Raw genomic sequence first — 19,163 nt, 5'->3', positions numbered from 1 at the left:
CCGCCGCGGAGCAGCCCGTGCTGACAGCGCCACCGCTGATTCGCCTCTGCCAGCAACTACCATCGGCCGAACGCCGGGCCATCTGGCACGGCCCCTGGGGTGCCCTTCGGCTTATCGGCACCCGGCATGAGATCATCCAAACGGTTTTTGTCGACCCATCCGACCCGGCGGACCGGGCGAGCGGCAACGAACCGGCCTGGTCTTCCCAGGGGCGCTGGCGGGTGGCCTTGACCGGCACTGCCTTTCAAATCCGGGTCTGGCGGGCCCTGGCGCGGCTGCAACCCGGTCAGCGGATCACCTACCGGGGATTGGCCGAGCAGATCGGTCGCCCCCGGGCGGTTCGGGCGGTGGCCAGCGCCGTGGCCCGCAATCCGGTGCCAGTGCTCATTCCCTGTCACCGGGTGGTGCGCTCCGATGGTGATCTCGGGGGCTATCTGGGTGGGCGCGAGCGCAAATGCCGAATCCTTCAATGGGAACAATCACAGGAGTCCGCCTAGTGGACGACACCGCGATCTCACCCCTGTCCGCCACCCGCGAGGCGGGTCTGCAGCGCCTGCAGCAGTTCATCCCCCACGCGGGGCGGGCTTACACCGACTGGCGCAATCACGACTTCGGCCCAGGGGGGGATAACCGGGTGTCCGGCCTGTCGCCCTGGCTGCGTCACCGCCTGATCCGCGAAGACGAAGTCATTGATGCCGCCCTCGCCCGGCATGGCCTGGAGGGCGCGGAGAAATTCATTCAGGAGGTCTGCTGGCGCACCTACTGGAAAGGCTTTCTGGAACGCCGGCCGGTGCATTGGCACGACTACGGCGCCGCCTGCCTTGAGGCACGTCAACAGGTGGCGCGGGACAAGCGCCTGGCCCGGGACCTGCAACAGGCCCTGGACGCCGGCACCGGCATTGACTGCTTTGACGCCTGGGTGGAGGAACTGATTGCCACCGGCTATCTGCACAATCACGCCCGCATGTGGTTTGCGAGTATCTGGGTATTTACCCTGCAGCTACCCTGGGCACTGGGGGCGGACTTTTTTCTGCGGCAGCTGCTGGACGGTGATCCGGCCTCCAACACCCTCTCCTGGCGATGGGTGGCGGGCCTTCACACCCCGGGCAAGACTTATCTGGCCCGGCCCAGCAACATCGAGCGCTACACCAATGGCCGATTCAGCCCCGGTCAGGCTCTCAGTGCCGAAGCGCCGGCGCCGGAAGGCATCGAACGCCCGCCGGTGGGCCCGTCACCGCTGCCGGTGGACTGGCAGCTCACCCCCCGCACCGGCCTGCTGATCACCGAGGACGACCTGCACCCGGAGTCCCTGTTCGGCACCCCCGACTGGCCCCTGGTGGTGGCCATCCAGGCCACGGACTGGCGCAGCGCGGACCCGGTGAGCGATGCCGTGAGCCGGTTCGCGGCGGCGGGCCTCGGCGACGCACTGGCCCGCAACGGCGCCACCCCTGACCGGACTCCCTTCACGGTGGATCGCGGCGGCAAGGCCGGGGGACTGGCGGAGGCGTTGGCCGCTGCCGGAGTGGACCGGCTGCTCACCCCCTGGGCGCCCACCGGCCCCATCGCTGATGCGCTCAACGGCCTGCGGCCCGCCCTGGCAGCCCAAGGGGTGGAACTCCAGGCCGTGCCACGGGACTGGGACGTCCAGCACTGGCCCGCCGCCACCCATGGATTCTTCCGCTTCTGGAAGGCGGCGCAGCCCTTGATCCGGGACCGTCAGGCCGCCAGCGCGTCGTGATCGATGCGGAAATCGAGGATCTGCTTGGCCTCTTGGTAGCGGCGGAGCAGATCCGCGCGATTCTTTCCGCCCAGGAAGATCTCACCGAGCTCAAAGCTGTAGCTGTCCTGAAAGCGTAGTGCCGACAGCCGCTGACCTTCGGTGACCCCCACCCGGGCGCAGGCCTCGGGGAAGCGCTCCTCGAGGCGCTGCATGTCGTCGTCACTGGGCACCCGGGTCACCTGGCCGTCCCGATGCGCCCGCAACATGAACTTCGCTGCCACGGAATAATGCCCGGCCCGATGGGGCATGGACGGAGCCTCACCCAGCCCCAAGTGCGCCATCACCTGAAAGTGGGACGCCCCATCCACCATGTGAAACATGGGGGAGTGGGATTTGGAGCAGCGCGCGTTCACCTCCAGCAGTGCCAGGGCATCGGTGCGCCGGTTCCAGAAAAACTCCATGTTGAAGGGCGCATTGTCATAGCCGGAATGCGCCATCACCCGAATGGCCGCGTCGGTCATGCGGCGCTCGACGCTGTTGGGCAACTGCGAGGGGTACTGATAGCGGGAAAAGCTGGAGCGATGCGGCCCGCCGCGAATGGAGTCGATCACTCCGTAGACCCGGGGCTCGCCGTTGTAGACATAACCCTCCAGGGTCGCCTGCTTGCCGGCGCTGATGATGCCCTCGGCGATGCATTGATACCCGCGGACCGGCGCGATGTCCGGCGGTAGCTCCGCTTTGTCGAGAATGGCGTTGAAGGGTTCACCGAACTGGTAGATGCCGGCACGGATTTTCTCGATGGCGTCGCGGAATTCGCGGTGGTTGTGAATCTTGAATCCCAGATAGGAGGAATGCGCCTTAATGGGCTTGAGCCAGAATGGGTAACCCAGCGCCAGCCCCTTGCCGGGTTCATCGGCAAAGGGATCCACCCAGTCAAAGGGCGGGATCAGATCGGGCACCACCACCTGCTGCTCGAGACGAGCCCAGTATTTGTGCTCCAGCTTGAGGACCTCAGTGAGCCCGGCCCCCGGCAACCCGAGGCGCTCACGGAGAATCGGGACCAGCGTGCTGGTGGGAAAGTCCCAGTAGGTGCACACCGCATCCACCGTGCCGGGAAATGCCTCCAGGGTTCGCACGCTCTTCGCCAGCATGTCATCCACCGGAAAATACTCCGGATGGATCGCCTCGTCGTGCTCGAGGAGCTGATGGAACCTCAGCCGATGGGCATCCTCGATGGTCGCGAGCTGCTCGCGATGAAAGTCATCCAGACCGAAAACAAAGACATCCCGTTGTCCTTTCAAGCGACCCTCCCCGGCCCGCTCCGGGCCTGTTGCCACTCCAATTGGTGTCAGCGCACCTGCGCTTACGACTCTTCACGCATCGGTCAGTAATGACCGGGGGAAGTTCCCTGCTTTCAGGCTGCGGCTGTCTTCGCGGCCCCGAGTGTGGAAAAATAACGCGACTTTTGAGTTGGCCAAGCAAGGGAGAGAGACATCATGAGCACACCCCAAGTCCCCGCCGACGGCGCGCCGATTACCCTCGACAATGGCGTTCTCAACGTCCCGGACAACCCCATTATCACCTACATCGAAGGCGACGGCATTGGCGTGGACATCACCCCGGTGATGCAGCGCGTGGTGGACGCGGCGGTGGCCAAGGCCTACAACGGCCAGAAGAAGATTCACTGGATGGAAGTACTGGCCGGCGAAAAAGCCAACAACGAAGTGGGCGCCTGGCTCCCCGATGAGACCGTGGACGCCATCCGCCAGTATCTGATTTCCATTAAAGGCCCCATGACCACCCCCGTGGGCGGCGGCATTCGCTCCCTGAACGTGGCCCTGCGCCAGGTCCTGGACCTGTACGTCTGCCTGCGGCCGGTGCGCTGGTTCAACGGCGTCCCCTCGCCGGTGAAAAACCCGGATCAGGTGGACATGGCGATCTTTCGCGAGAACACCGAAGACATTTACGCCGGCATCGAATTCGAGGCGGGGTCCAGCGAAAACGAGCAGTTCAAGAAGCTGCTGGCGGAGCATTTCCCGTCCGCCTACGCCAACATCCGCTTCCCCGACGAGTGCGGTTTCGGCATCAAGCCCATTTCCCGGGAGGGCACTGAGCGGCTGGTGCGCGCCGCCATCCGCTATGCCATCGACAATGGCCGCAAGTCGGTGACCATTGTTCACAAGGGCAACATCATGAAGTACACCGAGGGCGCCTTCCGCACCTGGTGTTACGAGCTGGCCGAGCGCGAGTTCGGCGCCGAGACCTACACCTGGAGCGAGTGGGAGCGCACCGTCGCCGAAAAGGGCCAGGAGGCCGCCAACGCCGAGCAGGACGCCGCCGTCGCCGCGGGCCGGATCCTCATCAAGGACTCCATCGCTGACATCACCCTGCAGCAGGTGCTCACCCGCCCCACCGACTTTGACGTCATCGCCACCATGAACCTCAATGGCGATTACCTCTCCGACGCCCTGGCGGCCCAGGTGGGCGGCATCGGTATCGCCCCTGGCGGCAACATCAACGAGCAGTCCGGCCACGCCGTGTTCGAAGCCACCCATGGCACGGCGCCGAAATACGCTGGCAAGGACATGGTGAACCCCGGCTCCATCATCCTCTCCGCGGAGATGATGCTTCGCCATCTGGGCTGGTCCGAAGCCGCCGACCTGGTGCTGGAGGGCATGGACGCCGCCATTGCCAGCAAGCACGTCACCTATGACTTTGCGCGCCTGATGGACGGCGCCACCAAGGTGAGCTGCTCGCAGTTCGGTGAGGCCATCGTCAAGCGCATGACCGACTGACCCGGCGGAGCGCTGGGCGATGAGACCCGCGGATCATCTCCACAGTCCGTCGCGGCCCCTGGTGGCCGCGGCGGCCCAGCGAATTCATCGCGGTTTCGAGCAGTACAACCGCCAGTTCCGGCGGATCACCACCCGGGCCCGGCGGCGTTTCGAGCACCGCGACTGGAAGGGGCAGATGGCCGACATCGCCCTGCGCATCGAGCTCTACGAGACCTGGGCCCGGCGGACGGTGAAGGGGCTGCGCGAGGACCTGGGCGAACAACTCCTCGACCACGAACTGTGGCCGGCCATTCGGGAATACTACGGCCTGCGGGTGGGCGCCATGCCCGACGCCGGCTTCATGAAGACCTTCTTCAACTCCATCACCCGCCGGGTCTTTGGCACCCGGGGTGTGGATGCCTCCTTGGAGTTCGTCCAGCCGCCCCCGGAGGAAGGCATCGAGTCGCTGACCATGCGGCGCTATCCCGCCTGGGACAACCTCGAACAGAGCTGTGCTGAAATCCTGCACGACTTCCGTTTTCGCGGTGGCTACGCCGATGCCGACGGCGACGCCCGGCTCATGGCGGATGCCATCCGCCGCTCACTGGGCGAAGACGCCGACGCCCGCTGCCTGCGGTTCGAGTTCATTGATACCCACTTCTTTCAGGGCACCCGAGCCTACCTGGTGGGGCGCATGCGGCTGCCCGACGAAACCCGTCCCATCGTGGTGGCGCTGCGCAATGACGACGATGGCATCTGCGTCGACACGGTGCTGCTGACCACCGAGCAGATCGGGGTGGTGTTTTCCTACACCCGCTCGTATTACTTCGCCGATCCCACCTCGGTGGTGGCGGCGGTGCAGTTCCTCCACGACATCCTGCCGGACAAACCCATTGACGAGCTCTACACCGTGCTCGGCCGGTTGCGCCAGGGCAAGACCGAACGCTATCGCTCGCTGATTCGGCATCTGGATCGCACCAACGACGACTTCGTGCACGCCGCCGGTGAAGCGGGACTGGTGATGATTGTCTTCACCCTCCCCTCCTTCAACCTGGTGTTCAAGGTCATGCGGGATGTCTTCCGTCCCCCCAAGACCACGACCCACGACGATGTCCACCAGAGCTACCGGCTGGTGTCCCGTCATGACCACGCCGGCCGGCTCATCGACACCCAGCACTTCCGCAATCTGGAGCTGCCCCGGGAGCGCTTCAGCGCCGAACTGCAGGACGAGCTGCTACGGGAGGCGGCCAACAGCGTCAGCTTTCACGGGGACCAGATTGTCTTCCAGCACGCCTACGTCGAGCGCCGGGTGCGGCCGCTGAACCTGTATGTGCGCGAGGTGGAACCGGCGGAAGCCGATCGGGTCATCCTGGACTATGGCCGGTGCCTGAAGGATCTGGCGGAGACCAATATCTTCGCTGGCGACCTGCTCCTGAAGAATTTCGGGGTCACCAGCGCCGGTCAGGTCGTCTTTTATGACTATGACGAGGTCAAGCTCATTACCGAGTGCAATTTCTACGAGTTGCCGGAGCCGGACGAGGATTATCCGCTGATGGACCATGGCACCCACCGGTTCGTGGGCGCCAATGATATTTTCCCCGAGGAATTCATCCGCTTTCTCGCCATGCCCGTCCGCCTGCGCCAGACTTTCCTGGCGGCACACGGCGATTTGCTCACCGCCGATTACTGGCGCGGGGTGAAGCGCCGCCGCCTGGCGGGCGAAGTGGCGGAGCTGGTGCCCTATGAGCGGCGCAGCGTGGCCAGCCGTGCGCTATCGGGCTGATCCCCCGGATTAACCCAGACCACCCTCAACGATAATCGGCTCGGCGGTCTCGGCGGATATCAGCCCCTGCTGCTTCAGTCGCTGCACCGCCTGGGCCATGGTCTGCATGCCCGATGCCTGCCCGGTCTGCAGCGCATGAACGCGCTATTGATGATCGCTTAATGCAAGTGAATTTCCCTCTTTAACTTAAAGATAGACGACAAATCATCCCGCAAATTGATGGGTTAAAAGTAATGATTGAGAACTCTGCTGGATGCAGTAGGTCTCTAACATTCCGTAGATCATAGTGGGTAACACATGGAACAGTTCAGCGTTGAGTCATTGAATCCGGTGCAGATGGCCTACGAGGTCCGCCGCCGCGCCGTGAAGCATCTCCCCATCGCTGCATCGAATATCCCCTGTGATATTTGCCTTGCCGTGGCGAGGGCTTCTGATCAGGGCAAGCCGCTCTCCATGAAACAGCTGGTGCAGGAATTGCCGTACTCCGAGGCGGGGATTCAATATAACCTTCGGCAGTTGCTGGCAGACGGGTGGCTGGAGGTCACCAACGGATCGGAGGATCGTCGAGTGCGCTATCTCAGCCCGGCCCAGCGATTGCGTGACGCACTGAGTGATTTCCGGGACGAATTGGTGGATGTAATCGAATCCGTCGCCAGGTCAGGGAGATCAGGAAACTAGGTCTCGCGTACCCGCATTGTAACGATACGAACGCCCCAGCGTGGCCAGTCGTGCGCTATCGGGCTAATCCCCCGGATTAACCCAGGCCACTCTCGCCAATAATTGGCTCGGCGGTCGCGGCAGATATCAGCCCCTGCTGCTTCAGTCGCTGCACCGCCTGGGCCATGGTCTGCATGCCCGATGCCTGCCCGGTCTGCAGCGCGTTGGGGATCTGCGCGATATTGCTCTCCCGAATCAGATTACGGATCGCCGGCATGGCCACCATGACCTCGAAGGCCGCCACGCGCCCGCCCCCCGCCCGGGGTAGTAGGGACTGGGAGATCACCGCCAGCAGTGACTCGGCCAGCATGGCCCGCACCTGGGCCTGCTCTTCCCCCGGAAAGGTATTGATGATCCGGTCCACACTGCTGGCCGCCGTGCGCGTGTGCAGGGTGCCGAACACCAGGTGACCGGTCTCGGCCGCCGTGAGGGCCAGGCGGATGGTGTCCGGGTCTCGCATTTCCCCCACCAGTATCACATCCGGGTCTTCGCGCAACGCCGCCCGCAGGGCGTGATGGACATCGTGGGTGTGGTGCCCCACCTCCCGCTGGGTGATCAGCGCCCGCTGCCGGGGATGGACGAACTCAATGGGATCCTCAATGGTGAGGATGTGCTCGGGATAGGTCTGATTGCGATGGTCCACCATCGCCGCCAGCGTGGTGGACTTGCCAGACCCCGTCGGCCCGGTCACCAGCACCAGCCCCCGCGCCCGATCCGCCAGTGACTGCACCACCGACGGTGCCCCCAGGGATTCCAGCGAGGGAATCGCCTCCGGGATCGCCCGCAGCACCACCCCGGGCCCGTTGAGCTGCTCATAGACATTGACCCGAAATCGCCCGGCGCCCTCCACCTGCAGAGCAAAATCCACCTCGCGGTGATCGGCGTAGGCCGCGCGCTGACGCTCGTCCATGACATCCAGCAGGGCCCGTTCCAAGGCCTTCGCCGTCACCGCGTTTTCATCCACTGACACCAGCTCACCATCGATTCGGGCGAGTGGAGGAACTCCGGCGGACACATGCAGGTCCGACGCACCATGGTTAATCGCTTCTGAAATTAAGGCATTAAGTTCCATGAAAAGGCTCGCTAATCAATTGACTGAACTGAAGGCTAGCATCGCGACCAGGGCCAGAAAAAACGCATTAACTTCATGTGTGTTTTTAGATTGTTAATTCTGCTGGCGTTTTTCTGAGATTTACCGTTGATTATTGTATACCTACGTTGTAATTGCGGATCGATTGTCCGTCTTTGCATCGTAACGATCCCTGAAGTCGCCGAATTTTCTAAAACAGTCAGGAACTTCATTCAATGAAATACCGAAATCTCAAAACCTTGTCCGCCCGCCAGCTCATCCGCGAGCGCAAGGAGCGGGGCTTTACCCTTATCGAACTGGTCATCGTCCTCGCCGTGCTCGGCGTGCTGGCAGCGATTGGTATCCCCCAGTTGACCGGGCTGCAGGACCAGGCGGAACTGCAGGGGGCCGCGACCAACGCCGCGTCGGAAATCGGCAACTTGTTTGCGCGGGATTTGGCCGTGGACGAATTAGACGGCTCAGGCGATAGTGGAGTTAATTGGAGCGGCGGTGACGTTTGTGATGAAGTTAGCAATAGCGACATAAATGCTCTGGGCGAAGGTGACTTTACAATAAGCGACGGCAGCGACGGTGTAGAAATTACCGTTCCGACCATCGACGACGGCGAAATCGGCCAGACGACCTGCGACTTCGACTTCGTTGACTAAGAACTACCACTGAGCGCCTATTTGATCTCAACTCGAACTGCCCCACGGCAAACGGCCGTCCACTTCGCCCCGTCCTCCGTCGCACTGGCCGTGCGGTCGGCGGACGGGGGGATGCTGGAGTTGTGCGTCCATCGCCCGTGCGGTCGTGAGGATGCCGGCCAGGTGCTTGCGGGTCTGGTGGCGGAGTTCGGGCTCAAGAGCACGCCGGCTACCGTGACGCTCGCCCGGGCGGATTACGAAACCCAGTACGTCGATCTGCCGGGGATCGCCGATGAAGAACTCCGGGAGGCGCTGGCCTGGAAGGTCGCGCCGCCGGGGGTGCTCGACGCCAGTGAAATCGTCACCACCGGGGTTCGCCTGAGCAACGATCGCGGCATTGGCATGGATGGAGCACCGCCGGTGCGGGCCACGGTCATGGCTGCCAGCACCCTGGAGCGTGTGACCAACGCGGTCATCGGGGCCGGCCTGGAGTTACAGGCCGTCTATCCCCGGGAGATGGCGCTGGTGGCCCTAACCCGGAGGCAGCTTTCGGCGGACGGACCCAGCACCCGGCAGCCGGACACGGAACCGCCGGTGGTCTCGGTTTTTGTCGGTCCACGCAGCAGCAGCATCACCGTCACCCGCGGCGACCGGCTTTATCTGTCCCGCACCATCCATGTTGAAGTGCCGCCGGAGACGGGGCTGGATGAAGCCGCCCGGTCCCGGCTGGCTCAGGAGGTCCTTCGAACGGCCGAAAACTTCAACAAGCGCTTGTCCAATCGGGCGGTCTCGGTGGCGTTGCTGGGCCCCGAAATCCCCGGCATCGACCGACTGCGACACCAGCTGACCAGTGAACTGGACGCCACGGTCAAGCCGTTGGGTCGGCCCGCGGATCTCGAAGCCGCGGATGAATCCACGGCCAATACCGCCGCCACACAAGCGGGGTTGCTGGCGCTGGCCGGGCTGTATGGCGGGGAGTTACGGGGCACCGCCTCGGTCTACCAGCGGCCGCCGCGCCACCTTTCCGCGACCTCGCCCCCGGTGCTGGCCGCCGGCGTTCTGGCCGGGTGTCTGGCACTGGCCGCCATCAGTGGCGTGCAGTCGTTCATGCTCAGTCAGGCCGAGGATCGGCTGAGCACCGCCCGGGACAACCGGGATGCGCTGCAAATCCGGGTGACTGAGTTGCAGGAAGCCACCGACGGCCTGGAGACCGTGGAACCGTCCGCCGACCTGTTGGCACAGCGCGAGCGCCTGGAGGCCCGTCGGGACTTCTACACCACCATCATCGAGGATTTCGAGGGGGTGGACACCTCACTCAAAGCCGGGTTCTCGGAGCCTCTGAAAGCGATTGCCCGCGCCTCTGTGGACGGGCTCTGGCTCCGGCAGATCCGCATCGAACCGGATCGCATACAGCTTCAGGGTCAGGCCCTTGGCCTGTTTGAAGCCGAGACCCTGGCCAGTGAACTGCCCGAGCAACCGGCTTTCGCCCACTGGTCCCCGGAATCCATCGACATCAGTGACCCCCGGGACCACGAGCGCGGCGTGACCATCCGACGCTTTTCCATTAGCGGGGAGGGGCTGGTGGCCGACGCCAATGGCAATGACACCGAGACCGATCCCCCCCGGAGACAGGTAGACGGCATCCAGGCCCTGCTGCGCGGACTGAGAGACGCCGATGGCTGAGCGCCTCCGGCAACTCCAGGCCCTCTGGACGCGATACGCGCGACCTGTCCGGCTGGCGGCGGATCAGGCCAGTGACTGGTTGATGGGGCGCACCCCCCGGGAGCGCGTGCTGCTGGCCAGCGCCATCTTTCTGGTACTCGCCACGTTCTGGTACCAGTCCGGTTTTTCGCCGGCGGCCACCCGGCTGGGTGCCCTGAACAGCGATCATCGAAGCCTCCAGAACCAGCAGCAGCAACTGGAAGCCACGATTAACCGGTTGGAGCAACGCATTGCTCGAGCGGACGATCCGGACGAGGCCGTCCGAGCCGATATCGACGATCTGGAGCTGGAACTGGAAGCGCTTAACGAGGCGCTGGTCAATCGGGGCCTCGACTTTATCGCCACCATTCCCATGCAGGCAGCCATGAGCCGCCTGCAGGATGCCCTGGACACCGAAGCGAGACCGCGCCTGATCAGCTTCGAGCGCCGCCCCGGCTCGGGCATTACCAGCGCGCAGGGTACCGGTGGCAGCGGGCTGGACATCCGTCATCGCGAAATCCGGGTGGTGCTGGAGGGCACTTTCGGCGACATCGTGGATTTTCTTGAGACGCTGGAAGACGACGCCATTCAGCTGGTGTGGCGATCGCTGGAATATTCGGTCACGGAGCATCCCATGGCTCGAATCAACGTGAGGTTTGATCTGTATGCCCCAGCTCAGGTGGATTAGCGCCGGCTGGCTGGCAGCCGGCATCCTGGCGGTCAGTGACGTCGGGGCGGACGAGCTGTCCGACCCCACCGCACCGCCAGAGGTTCTGGAAGCGCCAGCGGAAGAGTCCATGACACTGCTGGACCCACTCACCGGCGTTGAGGCACCGGAGGGTGCGGTGGAGGAACCGCCCTCGGAACCCCAGCCAAGGTTAGTGGTTCGGGAAGTGGTGGGTGGCACCTGGCAGGGCCGCACGATCATTAACGGTGCGCTGCTGCGTCCCGGTGAGGCCACGCCGCTGGGGACGCTGGAGTCGATTGGCACCCATGGGCTCCGGGTCACGGATAACAACGGAAATCGCCGAGAACCCGTGGTGGACCACGGGGTGATCAAAACCCGACCGAAAGACCAGGGACAGGATCAATAATTCATGAAAACCTCCGGCAAACTGCTGCTCACCCTCGGGCTGCTAACTCTGACCGGCTGCGCCGCCACTTTTGGCCAGACCGAGGAGGAGCGTCGCGCGGCCATTGCCGAGCGGCTGAGCACTCCGGCGCCACCGGCGGCTCATGAGGCGATTCCGCCCCTGCCGTCAGCCGCCGAAGCGCTGCTTGAACCGCCGCCATTAATGGACGACACCCAGCGCCCGCTGGACGAGCTGCGTTTCGACATCACCGCTGATGGGGTGAGCGTGGCGGATTTCTATCACGGGCTGGTGGAAGACACCCCCTACAACGTGGTGGTCCACCCCGCCGTCTCCGGGGAAGTGTCACTGCGATTGACCGATGTTTCGGTGCCCGAGGTGATGGAGATCCTCCGCCAGGGGTATGGCTACCACTTCCAGCGCACCGGCAGCTCCTATCTGGTGCTGCCGGAATTGCTGGAAACCCGGGTGTTCCGGCTGGACTACATCAATGTCGAGCGCGATGGGCTCTCCGGCACCCGAATCAGCGGCGGCGAAATAACCTCCAACGAAGAAGACCGTAGCGCACGCCGGTACAACGAAATCAACGGCAGTTCCCTCGTCACCCGCTCACGCTCCAGTCTGTGGGCGGATGTTGAAAGCGCCATCCGCCAGCTCATTGCCGGGCGAACCCTGCTGGACGACAGTCGGAGTCAGCAGGTGATGGCCCTCATGGACGCCGATGGCGGCAATGACAATGGCAACGGCCAGGACACTCCCCGCGTGGTAGTCAGTCCTGAAGCCGGCACCGTCGTGGTGCGGGCCACCCCCGACACGCTGGATGAGGTGGAAACCTTCATGGACGGCCTGCAGGCGACCCTCAACCGCCAGGTGGTGCTGGAAGCCCGCATTGTCGAGGTCAACCTAAGCGATGAATTTACCGCCGGCATTGACTGGAGTCGGGTAGGCAGCGTTGACGGCCGCCAAACCACTGTGGATGTGAGCTCACCGTTGGCCGAAGACGACACCGGGCTGTTCGAGCTCGGCATCCTCCGGGGGGCCGAGGAACCCTTTGGATTTGACGCCACGATCCAGGCGCTGGAGGAACAGGGCAATGTGATGGTCCTCTCCTCGCCCCGGGTCTCCACGCTCAACAATCAAAAAGCCCTCATCAAGGTGGGCACCGACAGCTTTTTCCAGACCGGCATCGATCTGGATACCACCACCACCAACGGTACCCAACAGACCGAAGTGGACCCCGAATTCCGGTCGTTTTTCTCCGGGATCTCTCTCGACGTGACACCCAACATCGATAGCAACGGCTGGGTCACCCTTCACGTCCAGCCATCCGTATCCAGCGTCAGCGAAACGCCACGCACCGTGGAACGCGGCGATGAGACGGTTCAATTCCAGCTCGCCAGCAGTGACGTCCGCCAGTCGGATTCTATCGTTCGAGCCCGCAACGGTGACCTGATCGTCATCGGCGGACTCATGGAAGAGCGGGAACGCAGCAACGATGCCCGTGTCCCCGGTGTAGGTGACATACCACCACTGGATCTGTTGTTTGGCACCCAGCAGCAGAGCGCTGAGAAGATCGAGCTGGTCATCCTGCTGCGACCCACGGTGGTGGAAGAGGACACCTCCTGGCAGCGTCTGATCGACGAGCAACTGGAGCAAATGCTATGAGAGCGCAGAGATCCCGGTGCCTGGCGTTGATCCTCGCCAGCGTGTTGATCATGGCGCCCTGCGCTTTTGCGCAGAGTGACGGCCTGGAGCGTTCGCCATCCACCCGCGAGGCCGGGGAGCGGGCGCTTACCCTGTACCACGATGGCCGGGAGGCCCTGGATCGTGGCGAACTGGCGGAAGCGGCACAGCATTTCCGGCGGGCGCTCTCCCTGGATCAGGCACTGGATGCCGCTCGACGGGACTACGCCCGCATTCTGATCACGGCGGGGCGCCCGGAGCGCGCTCAGACGTTGCTCGCTCAGGGCATCGCCCTGCCCGATCCGGAGCCAGCCACCGCCCGACTACTGGCCCGCACCGCCCGGGACAACGGCAATCTCCGGACTGCCATTCGAGCGCTGGAGCGCATTCATCCCCGGGTGGACCCGGATGATCGCGTGGTTCGCGCCAATCTGGCCGCCCTCCATCGCCAGCAGGGCGACCACCTGGCGGCGGCTTCGCTGTATGCCGAGCTCCGGGATGCGCACCCCACGGAACCCCAGTGGATTCTTGGTGAGGCGGTGAGTCGGGATCATGCCGGCCAGGCCACCGATGCCCATGCGGCCTGGTCGGCCCTGACCAATCACGATGGCCTGGATCCGGCGATTCAGGATCACGCCAGCGCCCGGATCCGGGCGCTGGAAGTCGCTCAGTTGCCCTCGGCGGGTGATTAAGATGGCGGCGACGCAACCGGCACAGCCGCTTCGCCTGGGCGACCAGCTGATCCAGCGGGGTCTGATCGGCGAGGACGATCTGCGTCGCGCACTGGCCGAGCAAAAGAACTCCGGCCTTGCACTGGGGGAAACCCTGGTGCAGATCGGTCTGGTCAGCGAGCAGAGCCTCAATGAGGTTCTGGCAGATCACTACGGCCTGAAGGCGGTGGATCTGACCCAGTACTGGGTCGATCCGGAGGGCGCCCGTCAGTTACCGGAGGACGTGGCGCGGCGCTTCGGAGCCGTGGTGGTGGAAGAGGATAGCCACCGGTTCGTGGTGGCCACCCACGACCCCGGCGACCTGATGGCCCTGGATGAAATTGATCGTCTTCTGCCAAAGCCCGTGGATTTCCGGATGGCCGGGCGTCAGGCGATCGTCGACGTCGTCAACCTGGTTTATGGCCGGGATGAAGAACTCGCCAGCATTGCCGACGAGATCAACCAGGAGCTGGAGGGCGCCGACGAAATCGACCTGAGCAGCCTGAGCATGGGCGCCGGTCGAGCGAGCTCGCCGGCGGTGCGGCTGCTCAAGTCGCTCATGGACGACGCCATTCAGCGCGGCATCTCCGATATCCACATCGAGCCCGATGACAAGCTCCTGCGGATACGGTCCCGGAAGGATGGGCTACTACAGGAACGCCTCGTCCGGCAAGGCAACATCCAGAACGCACTCATCTCGCTCATCAAGCTGATGGCCGGGCTCAACATCACCGAACGGCGTCTGCCCCAGGACGGCCGGTTTCACACCACCATCCAGGGACGCAGCGTTGACGTGCGCCTGTCGACTCTGCCCCAGCAGCATGGGGAGAGCGTCGTGCTGCGGCTGCTGGATCGGAACGGCGCAGTGTCCTCGCTGGAGCAGACCGGCATATCTTCAGATCTGCTCAAGCGCTTCCGCCGCCAGCTGGGCATCCCCAATGGACTGATCCTGGTGACCGGACCCACGGGCTCGGGCAAGTCCACCACCCTCTACGGGGCCCTCAGCGAGATGAACTCCCCCGAGGTCAAGATCATCACCGTGGAGGACCCGGTGGAGTATGCCCTGCCCCGGGTGACCCAGGTGCAGGTGCGCGAGCAGATTGGCCTCGACTTTGCCCGGGTGCTGCGAACCGCGCTGCGCCAGGACCCGGACATCGTCATGGTGGGCGAGATTCGCGATACCGAAACCGCGGAGATAGCCCTGCGAGCGGCCATCACCGGCCACCGGGTGCTCTCCACCCTGCATACCAATGACGCCGTCTCTACCGCGAACCGTCTGCTGGACATGGACGTCCCGCCGTTCATGCTGGCCGCCGCGCTGCGCGGCATTGTCGCCCAGCGGCTGGTCCGCCGGGTTTGCCCCCAGTGCACGCGACCCCGCGCGCCCACCCATGAGGAGATTGACTGGCTGGAGCGAGCGGGTCAGACCGAGGCTGCCCGGGTTCGGGTTCACGAGGGAGAAGGCTGCCCGTTCTGCGACCACAGTGGCTACAGTGGCCGGGTCGGCTTGTTCGAGCTCCTCGAGATCAACCAGCCCATGCGCGACGCCCTTCGACAGCAGGACATTTCTGCCTTTGCCCGGCTGGCTCAGCAAATGCCGGGTTATCAGCCGTTGAGAAAAACCGCCCTGGATTTCATCGCCCAGGGCACCACCAATGTGGTGGAAGCCATTCGCGTGCTGGGCGAAACCACCGGTGAGGAGGAAGGCTGACATGCCACGCTTCCATTACCGCGCACGCACCAGCGAAGGCCAACTGATTCGGGGCGAAGTCGATGCCGACGATCAGCGTGGCGCCGCCAATTACCTCCTCGGCATCGGTGCGACCCCCCTCGCCCTGGAGCCCGAAGAGGACCAGGCGCTTCATGCCGGCACCGATGTCGGCAAACTCCTCGCCCGCTACTTCGGCCGGCCGGTCCCCCTGCAGGATCTCATCATTTTTGCGCGCCACCTTCGCTCGCTGCTACACGCCGGCGTACCCGTTGTCCGCGCCCTGCGGGGCCTCGCGGATAACAGCCACAATGACCGCTTGCGCAAAGCGCTGGTGGACATTGCCGCGGAGCTCGAGGGCGGTAGTGCCCTGGCCGAGAGCATGGGAGAGCACCGCGAGGTATTCCCGGCCCTGTTTATCAACATGATCCGGGTCGGCGAACAGTCCGGCCAGATCGAGACCGCCCTCGCCCGCATGGCCGACAACCTGGAGCAGGAGCGTCAGACCCGCGAGCGCATCAAATCCGCCATGCGCTACCCCACATTCGTCCTGGTCGCGATTGTCGGGGCTTTCCTGATGGTCAACCTGTTCGTCATGCCCACCTTCGCCCAGCTCTTCCGGAGCCTCGATGCCGAGTTGCCATGGGCCACGCGTCTGCTGCTCAGCATGTCCGAAACGTTTCAGGCCAACGGTCTGCTGTGGCTGGTCATGGCCGCTGGCGGAGGGTTTTTTCTGCGGACTTATCTGCGCACCGACGCGGGACGACTGCAGTGGGATCAATTCAAGCTGCATATCCCGGTGGTGGGGCCCGTGTTGCAACGCGCCCTGCTGGCCCGCTTTGGCCGCACGTTTGCCATGGCGTTGCGCGCCGGCGTCCCACTGCTGGCGGCCCTCGACTCAGTCGCGGATGCCACTGACAACCGCTATATCAGCCGGGGCATTCGGGGGCTACGCTCGGGGATTGAGCGGGGCGAAAGCCTTCACAACGTGTGCCGACGCAGCGGCCTGTTCACGCCCATGGTGCTGCAGATGCTCGCTGTTGGCGAGGAGACCGGACAGCTGGCGGACCTGATGGACCAGGTCGCGGATTTCTATGAAAGCGAGGTCGACGCTGACCTAAAACGCCTGCCCTCTTACATCGAGCCGATCATGGTGGGCTTTATCGGCGTGCTCGTGCTGGTCCTGGCGGTGGGCATCTTCATGCCCGTCTGGCAAATGAGCTCGGCCTTCTGATGCGGCGGCAGAACGGATACACCCTGATTGAAGTGATCTTCGTTGTGGTGCTCCTGGGGGTGCTCGCCACCATCGGATTTAACGCCGCCGGATTGATTGGTAACGACCTGTCGCGGTTGTTGCAAGCCGAGGATCGGGTCATCGCGGAGCTTAGACGCGCGCGGGCGGCGGCCCTGTACCAGTTGCCGGCGGCGGACAGTGACGAAAACCCAACCGTAGAGGCTTTTATTGAAGCCCGCGCCGGTGACAATGTCGACGTCTGCCCCGACAAGGTGGAGTTCGGGTATGCCTCACTCGGCGGCGTGGAGAGTGATGGTGAGTGGGGCTGTGGTCAGGACCCGTATGTCGTCAAGATCACGCTGAGCGATCTGAACCGCTGTCTCAAGCTGGGACCGAACACGGGCCGCGCGGAATCTATTTCATGCGACTAAAACCGAGTCAGGCCAATGACCGCCTGAGGCATCAACAAGGGCTTTCCCTATTCGAGCTCATTATCACTTTGCTCGTGGTCGGGATCGTCACCGCCACCGTCACCGCCCTGGTGGTCACCGCCTTTGACCGCATTCAGTTCAACGAGCGCTTCGGCCAGGACGTGCGGGCCGCCGAGTCCTGCTACGAAACCATTCTGGCCATCCACGAGGGGAACGCCTGGAGCATCGTCCCCGGAAGCGGCGGGGACCCTGAACCCTGGCAGGCATGTGGGCCCTGTGGCCCTGACGAGGCTGACAGTTGCCCCGCCGACTGGACCGAAATAACGAACACAGATGGTTGGGTGGACTCCACGGAGACAGAAGAACTCCTCAATGCATGCAGCGTTCCGGCCATTCCCAGCTCTAATGGCAATTTCGAATGCCGTGGCGTTAGTCTGGCTGGAGACCGGGCAACTCAATTCCGTATCCCGATTCGCGGCAACAACAACCTGGAACTGGTGATCCCGATTGATTAATGAGAATCGGCGAGAACGGGGGCTAACCCTCATCGAGATCGTCGTCACGCTGGTGATCCTCGGTATCGTCGCGGGCGTTGTCGGCCGCCCCCTGATCAGCGTAATCGAAAGCCGAACGACCATCGGCGAGGCAGCGAGCCGCCAGGCGGATATCGACTACGCCCTGGGCCGCATGGCCAGTGAGATTCGTCTGAGCAGTGACACCGAAACGGTCGAGTGTCCAGCGCCGCCGCCCACTGATGACACAGTCCTCAGCATTGGCGACTCTGAATATTCGTTAAACAGCAGCAATGGACAAGCTCTGTTACTCAACGACGAAGTGCTCCTCAAAAACGTGGATGTTTTTTCTTGTAAAGAGCTCGATCCATCCCTACGGTTGTATCAGCTGGAAATTAAAGTGCCTGACAAATCCGATAATTATTCCGTTCGGGCATTCAAGAGGATTCCATAATGAACAGGAAGACCTCTCAAAAGCCACTGACCTATCAACGCGGCGCCGCCCTGGTGGTTGCCCTAGTGGCCGTCACGGCCGTCGGCGGTGTGGCTGCAGGGACGAGTGTACTGCTGCAGCAAAACACCCAGACCAGCGGCGAAGAGGTCCGCATGATGCAGGGCACGAGCATTGCCGACTCTTTTAGGCTGGCAATATTCGCCGGCCGAAATGCGGATAATGTCCGTGACGACCTCGAGGAAACCATGTACGCGGAGGGCAACACGCTGCTGTCGTCAGATGGGTCCGCTCACTCGGGGAGCACGGAAGCAGGTGGATCCCGGTACGGATACGAGTTCATCGTCGGCGGGTCCGGCGACGGCAGCGATGAAGGCGCAGGCAGCGGCGCGCTGGACTGGGAAGACCCCCTTGCTACAAATTTCTGTGAGGTAACGAATACACACGGGGCCAGCGGTAAGAAAACCATCACCTGCACGTGGTCTGAACATGCAACCGTCGAAAATTCCTGGCGATTCACGGACGACGATGAGCTGACTGTAATCTTCGACCTTGGGAACAGCAACGATGTGAGGTTCAAGAGTATCGTCATTGTTGACGGCGAACTTGATATCAGAGGACAGGGGAATAGTGGGCAACTATGTTTCGAGGAGTCGGTGGGGATAACCGGCGACTTCAAACCGGCCCCTTACCACGCCCGAGGCGGGGACGGGACTACGAGCTGTGACTCGTTCGATGGAAGTAAAACATCGGTGTTCGAGAAGTTTCTGGCCGTCGGTGATCTGAAGGGCAATGAGAACGATGTCGTATATTCCGATCAGTTGAGCGAGGTTGAGATCGGCGGCGGCAATACGCTTGCTGATGCGTTGAATGACACCATGGTGAGCAACTGGAGCATTAACCGGACCGCGTCTGCTACTGACTAGGCGTTA

The 19,163-nt window shown here is 63.3% G+C and carries 19 protein-coding genes; 17 read left to right on the top strand and 2 right to left on the bottom strand.

Going from position 1 to position 19,163, the window contains the following annotated elements; genetic code table 11:
• Nucleotides 1-17 precede the first annotated feature (17 nt).
• Together GJ672_RS04210 and GJ672_RS04205 are read left to right on the top strand one after the other, a co-directional pair.
• Nucleotides 18-497 carry a methylated-DNA--[protein]-cysteine S-methyltransferase gene (locus GJ672_RS04210; RefSeq protein ID WP_154296023.1) on the top strand — a complete coding sequence of 160 codons (480 nt, stop codon included), beginning with the start codon at nt 18-20 and terminating at the stop codon, nt 495-497.
• Nucleotides 497-1,738: an FAD-binding domain-containing protein gene (locus GJ672_RS04205; RefSeq protein ID WP_229381953.1), complete on the top strand. Its 1,242-nt coding sequence runs from the start codon at nt 497-499 to the stop codon at nt 1,736-1,738. Before GJ672_RS04210 ends, GJ672_RS04205 begins: the two co-directional genes overlap by 1 nt.
• On the opposite strand, the gene GJ672_RS04200 is transcribed toward GJ672_RS04205, so the two are convergent.
• Nucleotides 1,717-3,021, bottom strand: coding sequence for an acetyl-CoA carboxylase biotin carboxylase subunit family protein (locus tag GJ672_RS04200; protein WP_154296021.1), 1,305 nt, complete (start codon nt 3,019-3,021; stop codon nt 1,717-1,719). The two genes, GJ672_RS04205 and GJ672_RS04200, sit on opposite strands and share 22 nt — an antisense overlap.
• Nucleotides 3,022-3,213: 192 nt before the next feature.
• Here GJ672_RS04200 and icd point away from each other — a divergent pair, with 192 nt between their 5' ends.
• The 3 genes from icd to GJ672_RS04180 all read left to right on the top strand — a co-directional run bounded on the left by icd (nt 3,214) and on the right by GJ672_RS04180 (nt 6,955).
• A complete protein-coding gene (icd, locus tag GJ672_RS04195) occupies nt 3,214-4,515 on the top strand; it encodes an NADP-dependent isocitrate dehydrogenase (protein WP_370517606.1) in 1,302 nt (433 codons plus the stop codon).
• A 19-nt stretch (nt 4,516-4,534) separates the two neighbouring features.
• On the top strand, nt 4,535-6,277 hold the full coding sequence (gene aceK, locus GJ672_RS04190; protein WP_154296019.1) for a bifunctional isocitrate dehydrogenase kinase/phosphatase: 1,743 nt from the start codon (nt 4,535-4,537) through the stop codon (nt 6,275-6,277).
• Nucleotides 6,278-6,574: 297 nt separating this feature from the next.
• On the top strand, nt 6,575-6,955 hold the full coding sequence (locus tag GJ672_RS04180; RefSeq protein ID WP_154296018.1) for a helix-turn-helix domain-containing protein: 381 nt from the start codon (nt 6,575-6,577) through the stop codon (nt 6,953-6,955).
• Nucleotides 6,956-7,031: 76 nt separating this feature from the next.
• Here GJ672_RS04180 and GJ672_RS04175 read toward each other — a convergent pair whose 3' ends face one another.
• Nucleotides 7,032-8,066, bottom strand: coding sequence for a type IV pilus twitching motility protein PilT (locus GJ672_RS04175; RefSeq protein ID WP_154296017.1), 1,035 nt, complete (start codon nt 8,064-8,066; stop codon nt 7,032-7,034).
• A 233-nt stretch (nt 8,067-8,299) separates the two neighbouring features.
• Here GJ672_RS04175 and GJ672_RS04170 point away from each other — a divergent pair, with 233 nt between their 5' ends.
• The 12 genes from GJ672_RS04170 (at nt 8,300) to GJ672_RS04115 (ending at nt 19,157) form a co-directional block, all read left to right on the top strand.
• Nucleotides 8,300-8,731 carry a type II secretion system protein gene (locus GJ672_RS04170; protein ID WP_154296016.1) on the top strand — a complete coding sequence of 144 codons (432 nt, stop codon included), beginning with the start codon at nt 8,300-8,302 and terminating at the stop codon, nt 8,729-8,731.
• Between the two features lie 111 nt (nt 8,732-8,842).
• The gene (locus GJ672_RS04165) at nt 8,843-10,393 is read left to right on the top strand and encodes a hypothetical protein (protein ID WP_154296015.1); all 1,551 of its coding nucleotides are present in this window, start codon (nt 8,843-8,845) and stop codon (nt 10,391-10,393) included.
• Nucleotides 10,386-11,099, top strand: a complete 714-nt coding sequence (gene gspM / locus GJ672_RS04160; protein WP_154296014.1) for a type II secretion system protein GspM — start codon at nt 10,386-10,388, stop codon at nt 11,097-11,099. Before GJ672_RS04165 ends, gspM begins: the two co-directional genes overlap by 8 nt.
• Entirely contained in the window at nt 11,077-11,505 is a 429-nt protein-coding gene (locus GJ672_RS04155; protein WP_154296013.1) for a hypothetical protein, read from the top strand. The genes gspM and GJ672_RS04155 overlap by 23 nt, the downstream gene beginning before the upstream one ends.
• Nucleotides 11,506-11,508: 3 nt before the next feature.
• On the top strand, nt 11,509-13,167 hold the full coding sequence (mshL, locus tag GJ672_RS04150) for a pilus (MSHA type) biogenesis protein MshL (RefSeq protein WP_154296012.1): 1,659 nt from the start codon (nt 11,509-11,511) through the stop codon (nt 13,165-13,167).
• On the top strand, nt 13,164-13,877 hold the full coding sequence (locus GJ672_RS04145) for a tetratricopeptide repeat protein (protein ID WP_154296011.1): 714 nt from the start codon (nt 13,164-13,166) through the stop codon (nt 13,875-13,877). Before mshL ends, GJ672_RS04145 begins: the two co-directional genes overlap by 4 nt.
• 1 nt (nt 13,878) lies before the next feature.
• Nucleotides 13,879-15,606 (top strand): GspE/PulE family protein, encoded by a 1,728-nt coding sequence (locus tag GJ672_RS04140; RefSeq protein ID WP_154296010.1) that lies wholly within the window; start codon nt 13,879-13,881, stop codon nt 15,604-15,606.
• 1 nt (nt 15,607) lies between these two features.
• On the top strand, nt 15,608-16,837 hold the full coding sequence (locus GJ672_RS04135) for a type II secretion system F family protein (protein WP_154296009.1): 1,230 nt from the start codon (nt 15,608-15,610) through the stop codon (nt 16,835-16,837).
• Complete coding sequence (locus tag GJ672_RS04130; RefSeq protein ID WP_154296008.1) at nt 16,837-17,268, top strand: type II secretion system protein; 432 nt, start codon at nt 16,837-16,839, stop codon at nt 17,266-17,268. Before GJ672_RS04135 ends, GJ672_RS04130 begins: the two co-directional genes overlap by 1 nt.
• Entirely contained in the window at nt 17,259-17,783 is a 525-nt protein-coding gene (locus GJ672_RS04125) for a Tfp pilus assembly protein FimT/FimU (protein WP_154296007.1), read from the top strand. The genes GJ672_RS04130 and GJ672_RS04125 overlap by 10 nt, the downstream gene beginning before the upstream one ends.
• Entirely contained in the window at nt 17,776-18,234 is a 459-nt protein-coding gene (locus tag GJ672_RS04120; RefSeq protein WP_154296006.1) for a type II secretion system protein J, read from the top strand. The genes GJ672_RS04125 and GJ672_RS04120 overlap by 8 nt, the downstream gene beginning before the upstream one ends.
• The gene (locus GJ672_RS04115; protein WP_154296005.1) at nt 18,234-19,157 is read left to right on the top strand and encodes a hypothetical protein; all 924 of its coding nucleotides are present in this window, start codon (nt 18,234-18,236) and stop codon (nt 19,155-19,157) included. Before GJ672_RS04120 ends, GJ672_RS04115 begins: the two co-directional genes overlap by 1 nt.
• The last annotated feature ends 6 nt before the right edge of the window (nt 19,158-19,163 follow it).

Origin of the sequence: Spiribacter sp. 2438 (genome assembly GCF_009676705.1) — a bacterium.
Classification (GTDB): domain Bacteria; phylum Pseudomonadota; class Gammaproteobacteria; order Nitrococcales; family Nitrococcaceae; genus Spiribacter.
This window is presented reverse-complemented; position numbering and strand designations above follow the sequence as displayed.

Excerpts from the sequence above, each read along its gene's own strand:
- GJ672_RS04145 (WP_154296011.1), top strand. The coding sequence starts at position 13,164 with ATGAGAGCGCAGAGATCCCGGTGCCTGGCGTTGATCCTCGCCAGCGTG.
- mshL (WP_154296012.1), top strand. The coding sequence starts at position 11,509 with ATGAAAACCTCCGGCAAACTGCTGCTCACCCTCGGGCTGCTAACTCTG.
- gspM (WP_154296014.1), top strand. The coding sequence starts at position 10,386 with ATGGCTGAGCGCCTCCGGCAACTCCAGGCCCTCTGGACGCGATACGCG.
- GJ672_RS04175 (WP_154296017.1), bottom strand. The coding sequence starts at position 8,066 with ATGGAACTTAATGCCTTAATTTCAGAAGCGATTAACCATGGTGCGTCG.
- GJ672_RS04165 (WP_154296015.1), top strand. The coding sequence starts at position 8,843 with ATGCTGGAGTTGTGCGTCCATCGCCCGTGCGGTCGTGAGGATGCCGGC.
- GJ672_RS04170 (WP_154296016.1), top strand. The coding sequence starts at position 8,300 with ATGAAATACCGAAATCTCAAAACCTTGTCCGCCCGCCAGCTCATCCGC.
- GJ672_RS04135 (WP_154296009.1), top strand. The coding sequence starts at position 15,608 with ATGCCACGCTTCCATTACCGCGCACGCACCAGCGAAGGCCAACTGATT.
- aceK (WP_154296019.1), top strand. The coding sequence starts at position 4,535 with ATGAGACCCGCGGATCATCTCCACAGTCCGTCGCGGCCCCTGGTGGCC.
- GJ672_RS04140 (WP_154296010.1), top strand. The coding sequence starts at position 13,879 with ATGGCGGCGACGCAACCGGCACAGCCGCTTCGCCTGGGCGACCAGCTG.
- GJ672_RS04125 (WP_154296007.1), top strand. The coding sequence starts at position 17,259 with ATGCGACTAAAACCGAGTCAGGCCAATGACCGCCTGAGGCATCAACAA.
- GJ672_RS04115 (WP_154296005.1), top strand. The coding sequence starts at position 18,234 with ATGAACAGGAAGACCTCTCAAAAGCCACTGACCTATCAACGCGGCGCC.
- GJ672_RS04130 (WP_154296008.1), top strand. The coding sequence starts at position 16,837 with ATGCGGCGGCAGAACGGATACACCCTGATTGAAGTGATCTTCGTTGTG.
- GJ672_RS04155 (WP_154296013.1), top strand. The coding sequence starts at position 11,077 with ATGCCCCAGCTCAGGTGGATTAGCGCCGGCTGGCTGGCAGCCGGCATC.
- GJ672_RS04180 (WP_154296018.1), top strand. The coding sequence starts at position 6,575 with ATGGAACAGTTCAGCGTTGAGTCATTGAATCCGGTGCAGATGGCCTAC.